Below are 17,936 nucleotides of genomic sequence, written 5' to 3' on the forward strand. Positions count from 1 at the left end.
GCGCAAACGTTTTACGTGAGCCAACACGAATCCTTACGCGATGTTTTTCCGCGACTGAAAACGCGCGATACGCGCGCAGTTCCCTTGCGCAAAACTTAACAATCGTATGCCTGCTCAATAGAGCAAGGGCGGCCGATTATAGCCACCGACTACGCCCCGCGCCATCCACTTCCTCGTCCTTCGAAAAAATTTCCCAATATTTCTAACTCTTTCTTATGTTTTATGCGGTAATGATGTATTCTCCGATGCTTGCTTAAGACCAGCAAGCCACTATTCAAACGATTCCGAGATTTCGGGGGGAAGTCACGTCATCACGGCGTACTTTTGCTCTCGCTCGGGCCGCTTTTCGACGTACTTACATGCACCGCTCCTTTCTCGCCCTGCAAGGCACGGCTTCTCCGTTCTTTAGCCGACTTGCGGTTGCATTGCGCGAGCGCGGCCATGCGGTTCGAAGAATTAATTTTTGTGGCGGCGATCTGGTGTACGCCGGAAATGGCGATGCACAAAATTTCAGCGGACAGGCGAGCGACTTAAGCGACTGGTATGTCAATCAAGTGAAATGCAACAGCTTTACCGACGTCTTAATGTTCGGTGACTGCCGCGACATTCACCGTCAAATGCATCCCATTGCACAAGCCAACGGGTTGCGCGTCCACGTTTTCGAAGAAGGTTATGTCCGCCCGCATTGGCTGACGCTGGAAAAGCACGGCGTCAATGGCCGTTCGCAATTGCCGCGCGACCCCGCCTGGTATCGCGATCAGCGCCGGGTGACGCCACCGGGCCCGCCCGGTCAACCGACCGGCTATAACCTCTACGAACGCGCATTCCACGATATCCGCTATCGCGGCGCGAACACCTTTTTCGCCACGCGCTTTCCGCATTACCGCAGCCACCGTCCGAGAAACGGCTTCTTCGAGTACTCCGGGCTGGCTGCCCGCGCATTGCGTCAACGCCAGCATCATCGCGATTCCGACCAGGTCACGCGCGAGTTGCTGGACGCCGGCCGCGCGTATTACATCTTCCCGCTGCAATTGAATTCGGACGCACAGATAGTGGTGCATTCACCGTTCGACAGCGTGCGCGAAGCCATTGCCAAAGTACTCACTTCGTTTGCCAGTCACGCGCCGGCCGACAGTTGGCTCGTGATCAAGAACCATCCGCTCGACACCGGCCTGATCGATTATCGTCGTCACGCCGAGCAACTCGCGCGTGAACTCGGTATGGCCGAGCGCCTGCGTTTCATCGACGCCGGCCATCTGCCGACGCTGCTCGATCACGCACGCGGCGCTGTCGTGGTGAACAGCACGGTGGGGTTGTCGGCGCTGCATCACCGCCGTCCTTTGATCGCGTTGGGCACCGCCATTTACGGCATGCCAGGCCTCACCTGGCAGGGCTCGCTGGACGATTTCTGGCTGCACGCCGAAGCGCCGGACATGCATCTGTACCAGGCCTTTCTGGACTACGTGGTGCACCACACCCAGATCAACGGCGACTTCTACACGCGCAGAGGTATCGCCATGGCGACGGCCGGCGCGGTACGGCGACTCGAGGCGGCCACGCATGCGTAACAGCGCGCCATGCCACGTCGTCATTACCGGCGCGAGCGCGGGGCTTGGCCGCGCGCTCGCGCATGCGTATGCGGCGCCCGGTGTGGTGCTGGGTCTGATCGGCCGCGATGCCGACCGTCTCGACGCTGTAGCGGAAACTTGTCGCGCGCAAGGCGCGCAGGTCGACGCCGGCCTGATCGACGTACGCGACGGCGCGGCGATGCAAACATGGCTCGACCAGTTCGACGACCGTCATCCGATCGATCTGCTGATCGCCAATGCGGGCGCGGCGAGCACGCTCGCGTCGGCTCAGGATTGGGAAGGGCTGGCGCGCACGGCGGCGATCGTCGACACCAATTTCTACGGCGCGATCCACGCGGCGCTGCCGGTCATTGCCCGCATGCGGCCGCGCAAGAGCGGCCAGATCGCGCTCATCAGCTCGATCGCCGCGCTGCGCGGCATGGCGATTTCACCCGCGTATTGCGCCAGCAAATCGGCGATCAAAGCGTATGGCGACTCGGTTCGCCCGATCCTCGCGCGCGACGGCGTACGCATGTCGATCGTCTTGCCGGGCTTCGTGAAGACGGCCATGAGCGATGTCTTCCCCGGCGACAAACCATTCCTCTGGTCGGCGGAAAAAGCCGCGACGCACATTCAGCGCAAATTGCAGAACGGCCGCGCCGAAATAGCATTTCCTGGTCTGCTGGCGTTCGGCATGCGTCTTCTGCCGTTGCTGCCCGCGGTCGTGGCCGACGCGATTCTCGGCGGCCTGTCGTACCTGCCACGCGAGGAGCGCTGATTGCAAGCGACGCTCGCGCTCAACCTCATCGCCGCCGCCGGTCTCGCGCTTCTGCCCGAAGCGATCGCGTTGCCGCGCGCGTCGTTGCGCCGTTCGCCGGTTTCGTTCGCGCTGCATATCGCTGCTATCGCATTGATTTACTCGTGCCTGCTGCTGATCACCGGTCGCGTGCACTTCTCGGCGTTCGTCGCGATTGCGCTGGTCGCGTTGCTGGCCGGTGTGAGCAATGCGAAATACGCGTCGCTGCAGGAGCCGTTCGTTTTTACGGATCTGAGTCTGTTCAGCCAGTTGTTCTCGCATCCGCGGCTCTATCTGCCGTTTCTCAGCGTGGCGACAGTGGCGGCGATCGTGATCGGCGTCGCGGGGGTGATCGTGGGCTTCATCGCGGAGACGCCGCTTGCGCAACGTCCGGTCGGCGCGCTCGCGTTGCTGGCCTGCGTCAGCCTTGCCGTGGCCTATCTGTGCGCCGCGCGCTTACCGCTCGCGCTGAACCCGGTCGACGACCAGAAGCGCCATGGTTTCTTCGCGGTGTTCGTCGCGTATCTGCTGAACGGTATGCAGCCTTCCACCGCGCGTCGGTTGCAGGACGCGTTGGCCGCGGGTCCGTTCGCGAGCGGCGCGCCGCAATCGGCGCCCGACGTGATCCTGATCCAGAGCGAGTCGTTTTTCGACGCGCGCCGTCTGGCGCCGTCGATCGATCGCGCGATCCTGAAGCACTTCGACCGCGCGCGTCGCGAGTCGGTCCAGCATGGCGATCTGACGGTGCCCGCGTGGGGCGCCAATACCATGCGCACGGAGTTCGCGGTGCTGACCGGCGTCGATCAGCAGCAACTGGGCTACGCGCGTTTTTATCCGTACGCCTTCGTGCGCCGCGCCTGTGCATCGCTGGCCTCGTGGTTCAAGCGCGGCGGTTATAAAACACTGGTGATTCACCCGTACTACGCGGATTTTTTCGGGCGCGACCGGGCTTTCAAACATCTGCAGATCGACCGTTTTATCGACATCAAGGCCTTCGCCGATGCGCCGCGCGCCGGTCCGTATGTGTCGGACATGGCGGTCGCGGAGTCGATCGTCGCCGCGCTCGACGAGCCGCGCAACCAGCCCGCTTTCATCTTTTCGATGACGATGGAAAACCACGGCCCGTTGCATCTGGAGCGGGTCGAGGCCGGCGAGGGCGCCGCCTTCCACGCATTGGGCGACGACCCGCGCTGGCGCGACCTGACCGCTTATCTGCGCCACCTCGCCAACGCCGACGCGATGCTCGGCCACCTGATCGCGGCATTACGCGCGCGGCGGCGCGAGACGGTGCTGTGTTTTTACGGCGATCACGTGCCGGCGTTGCCGCACGTGTTCGTCGATCTCGGGTACGAACCGTCCCGCAGCGATTACTTCATCTGGCGCAATTATGGCGACGCGCCCGCTATCCGGAAAGATTTGTGCGCCGAGCAGCTCGGGCCCGCTCTCGTTCGATCGCTCGAACCGGTGAGGCCTCGTGGCAAGCCGGCGCGCACGCTGTACCCAACAACTGAACAATGACGAAACAGATTGCAATTGTGGGGATGGCTTGCCGTTTCCCCGGCCATGTAGAGAGCCCGGAAGACTTCTGGGCGCTGCTGCGCGACGAAAAAGACGCGGTCACTCAGGTGCCGGCCGACCGCTTCGGCACGGAGTTCTATCAGCATCCGTCGAAGCGCGAAGCGGGTAAGAGCTATACGTTCTCGGCCGGCGTGCTCGACGACGTCGCGGGTTTCGACGCGGCGTTCTTCGGCATTTCGCCGCGCGAGGCGCAGCAGATGGATCCGCAGCAACGGCTGCTGCTCGAACTCGCGTGGGAAACCTTCGAGGACGCGGGCGTGCGTCCGCGCGAGATGGAGGGCAGCAACTGCGCGGTGTATATCGGCGTGGCGAGTCCGGACTACGGCAACCGTTTCGTCGACGACCTGAACGCGGTCGATCCGTATTCGGCGACCGGCAACACGCTCAGCATTGCGTCGAACCGTCTGTCGTATCTGTTCGATCTGCGCGGGCCGAGCGTGTCGGTGGATACGGCGTGCTCGTCGTCGCTGGTCGCCTTGCATCAGGCGTGTCAGGCATTGCAATCCGGCGATGCCGAGATGGCGCTTGCCGGTGGCGTGAATCTGCTGCTGCATCCGTTCGGTTTCGTGACGTTCTCGAAGGCCTCGATGCTGTCGCCGCGCGGTCGTTGCCGCGCGTTCGACGCGACCGGCGACGGCTACGTGCGTTCGGAAGGCGGCGCGCTGGTGATGCTCAAAACGCTCGACCGCGCGCTAGCCGACGGCGACACGATTCACGCGGTGATCGCCGGTTCGGGCGTCAACTCGGACGGCTACTCGCAAGGCGGCATCAGCGTGCCGGGCGCGGCCACCCAGGCGGCGCTGCTGCGCACGGTGTACGACCGCGCGGGCGTCGATCCGCGTTCGCTCGCGTATGTCGAAGCGCACGGCACGGGCACGGCGGTCGGCGATCCGATCGAAGCGCGCGCGCTGATGGAAGTGGCGTCGGCGGGGCGTGAGGTGGACCGTCCGCTGTTGATCGGCTCGGTGAAGACCAACGTGGGCCACCTGGAAACCGCGTCGGGCATGGCGGGCCTGATGAAGGCGATTCTGTGCCTGAAGCATCGCGCGGTGCCGAAGACGCTGCATTTCGAAACGCCTAATCCGGCGATCGATTTTGTCGGCGGTCGCCTGCGCGTGGTGGATCGTCTGACGCCGCTGCGTAGCGACGGGCAGCCGCTGGTGATCGGCGTCAACTCGTTCGGCTTCGGCGGGACGAATGCGCACGTCGTGCTGAAAGAAGCGCCGGGCGCTGTCGCTACGGCGCAAGCGGCTAGCGACACGCACAACGAAACCGGCAACGACATCGCACCGTTGCCGCTCATCCTCTCGGCGCGCTCGGCCGCCGCGCTGCCGGCACTCGCTGAGCGCTATCTGGCCGCGCTGGAGAACGGCACGTCGTGGAACACGCTCGCGTCGAACGCGGCGCATCGTCGGCAATGGCTCAAGTACCGCGCGGTGATCGCGCCGGCCACGTCAGACGAAGCACGCGCGGCACTCGGCGCGCTAATCGCGCCGACGCCGGATCAGACGACGTCGGCACTCGTGCAAGGCGACACACCCGGCGACGACACACGTCTCGCACTCGTGTTTTCCGGCAACGGTTCGCAGTGGGCCGGCATGGGCAAGCAGTTGCTCGAGCAGGAGCCCGTATTCAGCGCCGCGCTCGACGAACTCGACGCATTGTGGTGCGCCGACGGCAGCCCGTCGCTGGTCGCCGCGTTGCGTGAAGGCGTGAGCGCCACGCTGCTGGAAGCCACCGAACACGCGCAGCCGTTGCTGTTCGCGCTGCAGGTCGGCGTGGTGCGCGTGATCGAAGCGCGCGGCGTCGGCTTCGACGTGTGCCTTGGCCACAGCGTCGGCGAAGTCGCCGCCGCGTGGGCCTCGGGCGCGCTGACGCTGGCGCAGGCTGTTCACGTGATCAAGATCCGCAGCCGGGCTCAAGCCGCCACGCGCGGCACGGGCCGCATGGCCGCCGCCGGTCTCGGCGAAACCGCCATGCGCGCGCTGCTCGCGCAACTGGGCGTCGATGCCGATGTGGAAGTGGCGGGCGTGAACAGCCCGCAAGCGGTGACGCTGGCCGGTCCGTTGGACGCATTGCAACGGGTCGAAGCGGCAGTGAAGGAAAGCGGCCGCTTCTTCCAGATGCTGGATCTCGACTACGCGTTCCATAGCCGCCAGATGAATCCGATCGAGCCGGGCGTGCTGCAAGGCCTCGCCGATCTGACGCCGGGCGTGGCGACACGCCGTTTCGTTTCGACGGTGACGGGTGCCGAACTCGCGGGCACGGAGCTCGACGCGCATTACTGGTGGCGCAATATCCGCGAGCCGGTGCGTTTCGGCGACGCCGTCGCGCAGGTCGCGCAAACCGGCGTGCGCCTGTTCCTCGAAGTCGGCCCGCACTCGATCCTGCGCACGTACGTGACGCAAACGCTCGACGACGTCCGCGTCAGCGGCCGCTCGCTGGCCACGCTCAAGCGCCATCACGACAGCGCGCGGATGCTGCAACAGGCGATCCACGCGACGATCGCGAACGGCGCGCGCGTTGACGCGCAACGCTTCGCGCCGATGGGCGCGCGCGTGGCGCTGCCGTCGTATCCGTGGCAGCACGAACGCTACTGGCTCGGCCCGACCGCCGAAGCCTACAACCTGGTTAACCGGCGCCGCGAACATCCGCTGCTCGGCTACCGTCTGCACGAGCATGCGCTCGCGTGGGAAAACCAGCTCGATCCGGCCGGTTTGCCGATGCTCGCCGATCATGTGGTGGACGGCGGCGTGGCGTTTCCGGGGGCGGGTTACGTCGAGATGGCGCTGGCCGCCGCGCGCGTGCATTTCGGCACCGCGAGCTGCGCGGTGGAGAACCTCGAAATCCGTTTGCCGGTGGTGTTCCAGCCGCAGCATTCGAAGCTGTTCCGTTTCACCGTCGACGTTCGCACCGCGAGCTTCACGATCGAAACACGCGACCGCATGTCCGACGAAGCGTGGTCGCTCAACGTCACCGGGCGTCTGCTCGCGAGCGGTTGCGCGCTGAGCGACGATGCCGCGACGAGCCGCCTGCCGGCCGCCACGCTGACCGATCTGTTCGCCCGGCCGGCCATGTCCGGCGCCACGCTGTACGACAACACCACGGCGATCGGCCTGACGTACGGCCCGGCGTTCCAATGGGTCCGCTCGGTGCAGGTCGACGCCGACGCCGACATTGCGCTCGCGGAAGTAGACGTGCCGGCGGTGCTCGCGCAAGCGCCGGCTGACCTCGACGCTTATGCGTTGCATCCGGCCTTGATGGATAGCGGTTTTCATCCGCTGTTCGCGTTGCTCGCGGCGGCGGATCAAAGCGGTCTCGACCATGCGGCGTACGTGCCGGTGCAACTCGGCCGCATCGACTATCTGCGCGGCGACGCGATCCGCTATGTGCTCGCGCGGATCGAGCGGCGCAGTCCGCACTCGGTGGTGGCGTCGTTCGAATTCGCCGACGCGCAAGGCGCGATCGTCGCGCGGCTCGGGGCCTGCCGGTTCCGCCGCGTCGATCTGAAGGGCCGCCGTCAGCAGGCGCCCGCACGCTACACCTATATCGTCGAAGCCAAACCGCTCGCCGCCGATGTCGACGCGCACACGCTGCCTGAACCGGCCGCGTTGCTCGTCGATGCCGCCGCCGCGCTGGCCGGCCGCGAAGATCAGTCGCGCCGCCATGTGCACCTGACCGAAATGCTGCCGCTGCTCGACGTGCTGGCCGGCGCCTACGCGCTGCAGGCGCTCGACGCGCTGAAGGTGTTCGACCACGCGGCGCTGCCGGACTGCGCGCATCCCACGTTGCTCGCGCGGCTCGCGCAGATCGCCGTGGAAGACGGTCTCGCGACGCGCGACGGCGCCCGTCTCGTGCGCGACGACGCGGCCTGTGCGAACCTGCCGGGCATCGACGAACTGTGGCGCGAGCTGATCGCGCAATCGCCGGCGCACGTGGCGGAGTTGACGCTGCTCGCGCATTGCGGCGCGGCGTTGCCGGCAGTCTTGCGCGGCGACGTGAGCGGCGCGCAAATTTTGCCGCCGTCGCGCAGCAGCCTGGTCGAGCATTTCTTCGAAGCCTCGCCGACATGGACCCACGTCAACGCACTGGCCGGCGAGTGCCTGCATCGCGCGATCGAAGGCTGGAGCGAGCCGCGCCGTCTGCGCGTGCTCGAACTGGATTCGCCGTCGAGCGACGTGCTGCAACCGCTGGCGATTCACGTGCCGGTGTCGCGCTGCGATTACACGATCGCGGGCACGCATGAACAATTGAGCGGCTTCGACGCGAGCGGGCATCCGTCGATGCACATCGCCACCATCGAGTTCGGCGAGACACCGCGTCTGTCCGGCATCGAGGCGGGCGAGCGCTACGACCTCGTCGTCGCGAGCCATGTGCTGGCGGCCCAGACCGAGCCGCGCGCACTGCTCGCCGCGCTGCGCGGCTGGCTTGCGCCGGGCGCGCTGGTGGTCGTCACGGAGCCGCGCAATAGCCGCTTCGCCGACATCGTGTTCGATCTCGACGCGGAGGCCGCGCATGCGAACGCGCGCCGGGCGGCCTGGTTGTCGCCGCAAGCGCTGACGAAGCAGCTCGAAGCGGCCGGCTTCGAACAGGTCACGCGACATGCCGAACAACATCTGGATCTGGAAGGCGCGCCGACGCTGATCGTGGCGCGCGAACCGCGAGCGGCCTCGCGCGCCGCCGATGCAGGCAACGTTGCAACGCAGGCGACGCAGGCTCAACCGACGCATTGGTCCTTGCTGTACGCAGCGGATAGCGGTGATAGCGCGTCTGGCGCTGGTAGCGACACTAGCGACACACTGGCCGCCGCACTGCAAGCCGCTGGCCATTCGACGTCGACGACTATCTTGCACACGTTGCGTCACGACATGAGCAAACTGGCCGCACCGGCCGGGCACGTTCATCACGTGGTGTTCATCGCACCGGATCACAGCCTGTCCGCAAACGCGGACGGCGCCGACGTGATGCTCGCGCAGCAGCAGACCACGCTCGCGCTGGCGCAACTGGTGCGCGATCTCACCGCGGTCGCCGGCATCATGCAGCCGCAACTGTGGATCGTCACGCGCGGCGGCGCGCCGCTCGCGGCGCCGTTCGCGGACGCCGCCACGCTGCGTCCCGAGCAGGCGGCGATGTGGGGTTTGGGCCGCGTGCTGGCCAACGAACATCCGGAACTGTCGTCGCGTCTTGTCGACGTTTGCACCGGATGCCGCGACGCGGGCGCGCTGCTGGCGCGTGAACTGCTCGCCGCCGACGGCGAAGAAGAAGTGTTGCTGACGCCGCATGGCCGCTACGTGCCGCGCATGTTGCCGGCCGCGACCGCCGCGTTGCGCGACAAGGACGCTGCGCCGCTGCGCGCGCAGAACGAAGCCGCGGTGCTGGGTTTCGCGTCGCCGGGTTCGTTGCGCAACCTCGAATGGTTCGGTTTGCCGCAGCGCGAACTCGCGCCGGACGAAGTCGAAATCGAACCGGTCGCCACCGGCCTGAATTTCCGCGACGTGATGTACGCGATGGGCCTGCTGTCCGATGAAGCGGTCGAAAACGGCTTTGCGGGCGCGACGATCGGCATGGAGTTGTCCGGCCGCGTGGCGCGCGTGGGACGCGACGTCGCGCGTTTCGCGCCGGGCGACGCGGTGCTCGGTTTCGCGCCCGCGTCGTTCGCGAACCATGTGTGGACCAAGGCCGAGGCCATCGCGCACAAACCCGCGCGTCTCACGTTCGAAGAAGCGGCCACGGTGCCGACCACCTTCTTCACCGCGTACTACGCGCTGTGCGAGCTGGCGCGTTTGCGTCGCGGCGAGCGCGTGCTGGTGCACGGCGCGGCGGGCGGCGTGGGGATCGCGGCGATTCAACTGGCGCGTCATCTCGGCGCGGAAGTGTTCGCGACGGCGGGCAGCCGCGAGAAGCGCGAATTCGTGCGCCTGCTCGGTGCCGATCACGTGTTCGATTCGCGCAGCCTTGCCTTCGCCGATGAAATTCGGGAACGCACGCAAGGCGCGGGCATCGATATCGTGCTGAATTCGCTGGCGGGTGAGGCGATGGTGCGCAGCATCGACACGCTGCGTCCGTTTGGCCGTTTTCTCGAACTTGGCAAGCGCGATTTTTATGAAAACAGCCGGATCGGGCTGCGTCCGTTCCGCAACAACATCAGCTATTTCGGCATCGACGCGGATCAATTGATGAGCGCGTTGCCGGGCCTGACCGCACGTCTGTTCGACGAGGTCATGCAACTGTTCGCGGATGGCGTGCTGCATCCGCTGCCGTATCGCGCGTTTCCGGCCGAACGGGTCGAGGAAGCGTTCCGGCATATGCAGCAGGCGCGGCAGATCGGCAAGATTCTCGTGACCTATCCGGCGGGCACGCCGAGCCCCGCACGCGCGAGCTCGACGGCGGCGGCGTTGCAACTCGATCCGGCGGCGGCGTATCTGATCGTCGGCGGTACGGGCGGTCTCGGTTTCGCCACCGCGCGCTGGATGATGTCGCGCGGCGCGCGCCATCTGACGCTGGCCAGCCGTTCCGGCTCGCTCACGCCGGAGTTCGCCGAAGAAGCCGCGCGCTGGCGTAACGAAAACGGCACCCAGGTGCATGCCGCCGCGTGCGACGTCACCGACGCCGCCGCGCTCGACCTGCTGCTCGCGGATATCGGTCAGCGCGGCACGCCGCTCAAAGGCGTGCTGCATTCGGCGATGGTGATCGACGACGGCCTCGTGCGCAATCTCGACGACGCGCGTTTCGCCGCCGTGCTCGCGCCGAAGCTGGCCGGTGCGTGGAATCTGCACCAGGCCACTCGCACCGCGGCGCTCGATTTCTTCGTGGTCTATTCATCGGCGACGACTTTCCTCGGCAATCCGGGGCAGTCGAGCTACGTGGCGGCCAACAGCTTCCTCGAAGCATTGATCGTGCAACGTCGCGCGGCCGGTCTGGCGGGCACGTATATGGCCTGGGGGCCGCTCGACGACGTCGGTTTCCTCGCACGCAATGCGGAGACGCGCGAAGCGTTGCAGGCGCGCATTGGCGGTTTGTCGATCACGTCGGCGGAAGCGCTGCATGCGCTCGAACGTGCGCTGGTCGACCTCAACGCGGGCGAAGCGGTGGTGCGGCTCGACTGGCAGGCGCTGTCGCTCGGCATGCCGGCGGCGCGCGCGCGCCGTTACACCGAGTTGCACGCGCGCGGCAGTCACGAGCCGGCGCGCCAGGGCGGCGCGCAGATGCGCGATCAGATCGCCGGGCTGCCGTTCGCGGACGCGCTGCATCTGGTCGAGGAAACCTTGCAGGCGCAGATCGCGCGAATCCTGCATATGTCGCCGGAAAAAATCGAAACCGGCCGCTCGATCCTCGATATGGGCATGGATTCGCTGATGGGCATGGAGTTGGGCATGGCGGTGGAAGAGAGCTTCCAGGTCAAGCTCTCGATCATGACGATGGCCGAAGGCGCGACCGTGCATTCGCTCGCGCAACGCATCGTCGAGTCGATCCAGACTCAGGACGAGACGGCAGATAACGGCGTCGCGGCGCAGGTGGCGGCGGTCGCCGCGCAACATGCGCTCGACGTCGGCGCGCATGCGCTGGCCGATGTCGCGGATGCCATGTCGGCGCAAGCCGGCGCGTTGTCCGCATCCACGTCCGCGCCGTCCGGTGTCACGACGGAGCTCGTCTGATGCGCGCGCCGGCCGGCTGGAGCGACCGCGAAGGCACGCTTGCCCGCGAGCTGACGTTGAGCGGTCACGGCCTGCATACCGGCCGTCGCGTGAACGTGCGGATCCTGCCGGGCAACGCCGACAGTCGGCGCGGCATTGTGTTCCGCCGCGTGCAGGACGGCCGCGCGCTCGCGGAACTGCCGGTGAGTCCGACGTTGCGGCGCGGCCAGCCGCTCTGCACGATGCTCGAATCGAGCGACGGTGTGCGGGTGCGTACCGTCGAGCATCTGCTCGCGTCGCTGCTGACCTGCGAAATCGATCGCGCGACGGTCGAGCTGGATGCCGAAGAAGTGCCCATTCTCGACGGCAGCGCGCAGCCGTGGATCGACGCGATCCGCGCGTGCGGCCGGATCGGTTTGCCGCACGCCAAGCGCTTCATTCGCGTGCTGCGCCCAGTGAGGATCGCCGACGGCGCGGGCACCCGCGACGAACGCAGCATCTCGATCGAACCGTCGACTCACTATGAAATGACGGTGCGCAACGACCTGAAGGGCTTCGGCGAACTGCGCTGGGACGGCGCGCTGACGCCCGCGAGTTTCGCCGAGCAGATCGCGCCGTCGCGTTCGTATGGCCGCGTCAAATGGGCGATTCCCGCGATTCTCGCCGGCTACGTGCGCGGCATGCCGATTCTGCGCGGCGCGCGTTTGTCGTGCACCGCCGCGATTGTCGGCAACCGCGTAGTGGGCGGCATGCGCGTGCCCGACGAATTCGTGCGGCACCGCGTGCTCGATCTGGTCGGCGATATGGCCATGGCCGGCGCGCCGTTGCTCGGTCGCGTGAATGCGCTGCGGCCGAGTCACGAAATGAATTACCGGCTGGTTGCCGAACTGCTCGCCACGCCGGATGCGTGGGAGTGGGCCGAATTCACGGCTTGAACATTACCAGCGCACCGCGTGCGGGGTGGCTGGTTACGAGGTTATCGGAACACTATGGGATTGGGCGACAACATCCGCCAGCAACTCGCCGCGAAGGCGTTGATGCGGCAACTGGAACGCGTCTCCGAAGAAGCGCAGACGCCGGGCGCGCCGTTGGCCGCAGTCGGCCCGCGCGCGGTGCAGGACGCCTCGCGTGCCGCAATGTGCAGCTTCGAGACGATGCCCGGTTATCAGCAGGTCGAGATCTTGCGGCAGATGGGCGAAAAATTGCAGGTGCAGTCGCCGTTCTTCCGCGTGCACGACGGCATTGCGGGCGCGACCACGCGGATTGGCGGCGCCGAGTATCTGAACTACGCGAACTACAACTACCTGGGCCTGGCCGGCGATTCGCGGGTGTCGGCACGCGCCAAGGAAGCGATCGACCGTTACGGCACCTCGGCGTCCGCGAGCCGGATGGTGGCGGGCGAACGGCCGGTGCAGCGCGAACTGGAAACGGCGCTCGCATCGTTCTATGAAGTCGACGATTGCGTCGTGTTCGTGAGCGGCCACGCGACCAACGTGACGGTGATCGGCTCGCTGTTCGGACCCGGCGATCTGATCGTGCACGATTCGCTCGCGCATAACAGCATCGTGCAGGGCGCGCAGTTGAGCGGTGCGAAACGCCTGAGCTTCGCGCACAACGACTGGCAGGCGCTCGACGCGCTGCTCGCGCGCGTGCGCCACGACTACCGGCGTGTGCTGATCGCGATCGAAGGGCTGTACAGCATGGACGGCGATATTCCCGATCTGGCGCAGTTCGTCGATATCAAGCGGCGCCATGCAGCGTTCCTGATGGTCGACGAAGCGCACTCGCTCGGCGTGCTCGGCGAGCATGGCCTGGGCGTGCGCGAACAGTGCGGCGTGGCGAGCGGCGATGTCGATATCTGGATGGGCACGCTCAGCAAAACGCTGGCGGGTTGCGGCGGTTTTATCGCCGGCTCGCAGGCGTTGATCGACATCTTGCGGCATCTGGCGCCGGGCTTTCTGTACAGCGTGGGTCTCGCGCCGTCGCTCGCGGCGGCTTCACTGGCCGCGCTGGAACGTCTCGTTGCCGAACCGGAGCGGGTGGCGCAATTGCGCGCGCGCGGCCGGCAGTTTCTCGACGAAGCGCGCGCGGCAGGACTCGACACCGGCAAGAGCGCGGGCTACGCGGTCGTGCCGATCATCACCGGCAGCACCTTGAAAGCCGCGCAATGGGCCAACGCGATGTTCGCCGACGGCATCAACGTGCAGCCGATTTTCTATCCGGCCGTCGAAGAAAAGGCGGCACGTCTGCGGTTTTTCATCTGCTCGACGCACGAGCCCGAGCAGATCAGCCGAACCATCGCGGCGCTCAAGCGCCTGCCTCGCTAGAGAGAAGCCATTCCGCCATGCACGCCGTACAAGCCGACCGTCCCGACCTTGGTATGCCACCGCGCGAGCGCGTCTCCGCCGCGCTGAGTTTTCGTCCCGCACGGCCTGACGACGCCGACGCCTGCGCGCCGCTGATCTTCGCTTCGGGCGTGCGCGAGTTCGGCTTCTTTCTGGGCGAACCCGCTGCGACCTGCATCGATTTTCTGGGCTTCGCGTTCGGCTCGAAGCAGGGCCGTTTTTCGTACCGGCGTCACCGCGTGGCCGTGGACGGCAACGCCCGGGTGGTCGCGGTGCTGGCCGTGCACGACGGTCGCAGAACCTGGCTCGACGATCCGCACGTCGCGCTGATGCTGCTGCTGTTTTTCGGCATCCGCCGCACGGTGCGCATGCTGTTGCGCGGCCTTACGCTGGAGAGCGAATTGCCCGCGCCGAAGTCGTCGCAGACGCTGATCGCACATTGCGCGACGCACGAACAGGTGCGTGGCACGGGGCTGTTCAGCGGGCTGTTCGCCGACGCACTGCACGCCGGCTCGCTGGAACGCGACGGCGGCCGGCAGGTTGTGCTGGATGTGCTGGTCAGCAATACGCGTGCATACGCTCTGTACCGGCGGCTCGGGTTCATCGAGTTGCCGCGCCGTGCACCGGTTTCGCCGCGCCTGCCGCGCGAACTCGAATCGGTGCGGATGCAGTTTGTCGGCAGAGGCTGAGCGGGCGGTTCGACTCCCCCAGTTCAGCGGATTCAGGAATCAATAAGCCGCAGCGCAGGCGGCGCCATGACGGGTTGAGAGGTCTGTCTGGCGTTAGCGCTGTGGGACGAAGGTTTCACACCTCAATAAAAATACGTAGGAAGGGTAAGAGCATGCAGATTCATCCGGTGATTCTTTGCGGTGGAAGCGGCACCCGGTTGTGGCCGATGTCGCGTGGCGGCTATCCGAAACAGTATTTGAAGCTGACGGGCGACAACACGCTGGTTCAACAGACCGTGATGCGCCTGCGCGGCGTGGCGGACATTGCCGCGCCGATCGTCGTCACGAATAATGACCAGCGTTTTCTCGTGGCCGAACAGTTGCGTCAGGTGAACGTGGCGGCCTCGGCGATCGTGCTCGAACCGGCCAGCCGCAACACGGCGCCGGCTATCGCGATCGCGGCGTTGCTGGCGCTGCGCGATTCGCCCGAGTCGCTGCTGCTCGTGCTGCCGTCCGATCACGTGATCGCCGGTGAAGCTGCGTTCGTCAAGGCCGCCTCGGCCGCGGCGCAGATCGCCAAAGACGGCTTCCTGGTCACGTTCGGCATTACGCCGACCGAGCCGCATACCGGTTACGGCTACATTCGCACGGGCGCGAGTCTCGCCGACGGTACGACGGCTTTCGCGGTCGACTCGTTCGTCGAAAAGCCGGATGCCGAGACGGCCCAGCGTTTCATCGCGCAAGGCGGTTACTACTGGAACAGCGGCATGTTCATGCTGAAGGCTTCCACCTACATGGAAGAGCTGCGCCGCTTCGAACCGGAAATCGCGTTGCAGGCCGAGCTTTCGCTGAAGGCCGCGCAGCATGACAACGACTTCGTGCGTCTGGACGAAGCGACCTTCTCCGCAAGCCCGAACATCTCGGTCGACAACGCGGTGATGGAAAAGACCCGGCGCGCCGCCGTGGTGACCGTGTCGGATCTCGGCTGGAACGATATCGGCTCATGGACCGCGCTGGCCGACATTGCCGAGCGCGACGCGCAGAGCAATGCGCTGTTCGGCGACGTGCTGACCGATGCCGTCAGCAATTCGTACATTCGCGCCGAGCACCGCCTGGTGGCGGCGATCGGTCTGGACAACGTGGTGATCGTCGAGACCGCCGACGCGGTGCTGGTTGCGCATCGCGATCAGGCGCAAGACGTGAAGAAGATCGTCGCGCAGTTGAACGCGATGGGCCGTCACGAGTCCGTCACCCACCGCCGCGTGGTGCGGCCGTGGGGCTCGTATGAAGGCATCGACAGCGGCGACCGCTTCCAGGTCAAGCGCATTGTGGTGAGCCCGGGCGCGCAACTGAGTCTGCAGATGCATCATCATCGCGCGGAACATTGGATCGTCGTGAAGGGCACCGCGCTCGTGACGAACGGCGACAAGGAAATCGTGCTGACCGAGAATCAGTCGACCTACATTCCGCTCGGCGTCACGCACCGTTTGCTGAACCCGGGCAAGATTCCGCTCGAGCTGATCGAGGTGCAGTCGGGTGCGTATCTCGGCGAGGACGACATCGTTCGTTTCGAAGACACCTACGGCCGCGTGCCGAAGGCTTGAGGATTGATACTCGACACTCGACACGAGGATTGACCTGTGCGGGTACAACGCGTTAGCATCGACTCCATGACCGCTTCTATCGTTTCCCTTCCGTCTGCTTTGCGCGCATGCTGTCGCGGCCTGCCGAGGGGAGCTTGCGTCTAGCGAGTCGATCTGTACACGTCCGCATCCCTGAGGCCACCCGTCACACGACCGGTGGCCTTTTTGTTTTTTGGTCCGCTGATTTTGCTGATGCAATCGCTCAGCGCTGAAGGAAACCCCTATGCCGCTCGCTCTCTACGACACCTGGTCGCGCACGTTGCGCCCGTTCACGCCGCTTCGACCGGATCACGTCGGCCTGTATTGCTGCGGCCCGACCGTGTATGACCACGCGCATATCGGCAATCTGCGGACCTATGTGTTCGAGGACGTGCTGCGCCGCGCGTTGGTGCAGAACGGCTACACCGTGCGGCACGTGGTGAATATCACCGACGTCGGTCATCTGGTCTCCGACGCGGATGACGGCGAGGACAAGATGGAGAAGGGCAGCCGGCGCACCGGCGAAACGGCATGGGCCATTGCCGAACGCTACACCGCGGCGTTCCAGCACGACTGGCGCGCGTTGAACCTGCTGGAGCCGACGCTCTGGTGCCGCGCGACCGATCATATCGCCGAGCAGATCGACTTCATTGCCGAACTCGAGCGTCACGGCTACACGTACCGCACGGCGGACGGTATCTACTTCGACACAGCCAGGCAGGACGATTACGGCTATCTCGCGCGGCTCGACATAACGGGTCTGCAAGCCGGCAAGCGGGTGGCCGTGGGCGACAAGCAGCGCGCGACGGACTTCGCGCTGTGGAAGTTCAGCCCGCCCGGCAGCACGCGGCAGATGGAGTGGGAAAGTCCGTGGGGCGTCGGCTTTCCGGGTTGGCACATCGAGTGTTCGGCGATGTCGGCAAAGTATCTCGGTCCGTGGTTCGATATTCATTGCGGCGGCGAAGATCATATCGCCGTGCATCACAGCAATGAAATCGCGCAGACCCAGGCGCGCCACGGCACGCGGCTCGCCAACTTCTGGCTGCATGGGCATTTCCTGATGCTCGACGCGGGCAAGATGGCGAAGTCGGGTGGCGACTTCGTGCGCTTGCAGACCTTGATCGAGCGTGGCGTCGATCCACTGGCTTATCGCTACCTGTGCCTGGGCGCGCACTACCGCAGCAGTTTGCGGTTCAACATGGAAGCGCTGGATGCCGCGCAAGCCGCGTTGGACCGCTTGCGTAAGGCGTATCGGCAATGGCCTGAGGGTGGGGCGCCGGACGCTGAAGCGGTCGCGCGTTTCAACGCCGAGGTCGATCAGGATCTGAACCTGCCGCGCGCGCTCGCTGTGTTGTGGGACGTGGTGCGAAGCGATCTGCCGGCCGCCACGCGACGGGCGACGGTGGATTGCTTCGACCCGGTGCTCGGGCTGCGGCTCGCGGACTGGCGCGAGGACGTGGTGACGATTCCCGCCGGGATCGCGCGGCTGGCCACGCAACGCGACGAGGCGCGTGCCGCGAAAAACTGGAGCGAGGCGGATCGTTTGCGTGAGCAGTTGCGTATCGAGGGCTGGCAGATGGAAGACAGCGCGAACGGACAGGTGCTGCGCCCGCTCGACTGAGGGCTCACGCGGTTGAGTTCGTCGGACGGCGAAGCGGTGCATCTGAGCGATCTGGCGGGGCGCATGGTGATCCACGCGCACCCGTGGAAGACGCCGGGCAGTGA

At 65.9% G+C, this 17,936-nt stretch carries 9 protein-coding genes; all 9 read left to right on the forward strand.

Going from position 1 to position 17,936, the window contains the following annotated elements; translation table 11 throughout:
- The first annotated feature begins 359 nt into the window (after window positions 1-359).
- On the forward strand, window positions 360-1,568 hold the full coding sequence (locus FA94_RS26675; RefSeq protein ID WP_035556899.1) for a capsule polysaccharide biogenesis protein: 1,209 nt from the start codon (window positions 360-362) through the stop codon (window positions 1,566-1,568).
- The gene (locus FA94_RS26680; RefSeq protein WP_035556902.1) at window positions 1,561-2,346 is read left to right on the forward strand and encodes an SDR family NAD(P)-dependent oxidoreductase; all 786 of its coding nucleotides are present in this window, start codon (window positions 1,561-1,563) and stop codon (window positions 2,344-2,346) included. The genes FA94_RS26675 and FA94_RS26680 overlap by 8 nt, the downstream gene beginning before the upstream one ends.
- Window positions 2,347-3,882, forward strand: coding sequence for an LTA synthase family protein (locus tag FA94_RS26685; RefSeq protein WP_035556905.1), 1,536 nt, complete (start codon window positions 2,347-2,349; stop codon window positions 3,880-3,882). It abuts the gene before it with no gap.
- A complete protein-coding gene (locus FA94_RS26690; protein WP_051980766.1) occupies window positions 3,879-11,597 on the forward strand; it encodes a type I polyketide synthase in 7,719 nt (2,572 codons plus the stop codon). Before FA94_RS26685 ends, FA94_RS26690 begins: the two co-directional genes overlap by 4 nt.
- Window positions 11,597-12,511, forward strand: a complete 915-nt coding sequence (locus tag FA94_RS26695) for a UDP-3-O-acyl N-acetylglycosamine deacetylase (protein ID WP_035556909.1) — start codon at window positions 11,597-11,599, stop codon at window positions 12,509-12,511. Before FA94_RS26690 ends, FA94_RS26695 begins: the two co-directional genes overlap by 1 nt.
- 54 nt (window positions 12,512-12,565) lie before the next feature.
- On the forward strand, window positions 12,566-13,903 hold the full coding sequence (locus FA94_RS26700; RefSeq protein WP_035556912.1) for an aminotransferase class I/II-fold pyridoxal phosphate-dependent enzyme: 1,338 nt from the start codon (window positions 12,566-12,568) through the stop codon (window positions 13,901-13,903).
- 53 nt (window positions 13,904-13,956) lie between these two features.
- The gene (locus tag FA94_RS26705; protein WP_035556915.1) at window positions 13,957-14,610 is read left to right on the forward strand and encodes a GNAT family N-acetyltransferase; all 654 of its coding nucleotides are present in this window, start codon (window positions 13,957-13,959) and stop codon (window positions 14,608-14,610) included.
- Window positions 14,611-14,762: 152 nt separating this feature from the next.
- Window positions 14,763-16,193, forward strand: coding sequence for a mannose-1-phosphate guanylyltransferase/mannose-6-phosphate isomerase (locus FA94_RS26710; RefSeq protein WP_035556917.1), 1,431 nt, complete (start codon window positions 14,763-14,765; stop codon window positions 16,191-16,193).
- Between the two features lie 262 nt (window positions 16,194-16,455).
- Window positions 16,456-17,832 carry a cysteine--tRNA ligase gene (cysS, locus tag FA94_RS26715; RefSeq protein ID WP_035556921.1) on the forward strand — a complete coding sequence of 459 codons (1,377 nt, stop codon included), beginning with the start codon at window positions 16,456-16,458 and terminating at the stop codon, window positions 17,830-17,832.
- Window positions 17,833-17,936 lie beyond the last annotated feature (104 nt).

The organism is Burkholderia sp. 9120 (assembly GCF_000745015.1).
GTDB lineage: Bacteria > Pseudomonadota > Gammaproteobacteria > Burkholderiales > Burkholderiaceae > Paraburkholderia.

What these genes read in the sequence shown, in the direction of transcription:
- FA94_RS26710 (WP_035556917.1), top strand. Translation starts at nt 14,763, where the DNA reads ATGCAGATTCATCCGGTGATTCTTTGCGGTGGAAGCGGCACCCGGTTG.
- FA94_RS26695 (WP_035556909.1), top strand. Translation starts at nt 11,597, where the DNA reads ATGCGCGCGCCGGCCGGCTGGAGCGACCGCGAAGGCACGCTTGCCCGC.
- FA94_RS26675 (WP_035556899.1), top strand. Translation starts at nt 360, where the DNA reads ATGCACCGCTCCTTTCTCGCCCTGCAAGGCACGGCTTCTCCGTTCTTT.
- cysS (WP_035556921.1), top strand. Translation starts at nt 16,456, where the DNA reads ATGCCGCTCGCTCTCTACGACACCTGGTCGCGCACGTTGCGCCCGTTC.
- FA94_RS26680 (WP_035556902.1), top strand. Translation starts at nt 1,561, where the DNA reads ATGCGTAACAGCGCGCCATGCCACGTCGTCATTACCGGCGCGAGCGCG.
- FA94_RS26690 (WP_051980766.1), top strand. Translation starts at nt 3,879, where the DNA reads ATGACGAAACAGATTGCAATTGTGGGGATGGCTTGCCGTTTCCCCGGC.
- FA94_RS26700 (WP_035556912.1), top strand. Translation starts at nt 12,566, where the DNA reads ATGGGATTGGGCGACAACATCCGCCAGCAACTCGCCGCGAAGGCGTTG.
- FA94_RS26705 (WP_035556915.1), top strand. Translation starts at nt 13,957, where the DNA reads ATGCCACCGCGCGAGCGCGTCTCCGCCGCGCTGAGTTTTCGTCCCGCA.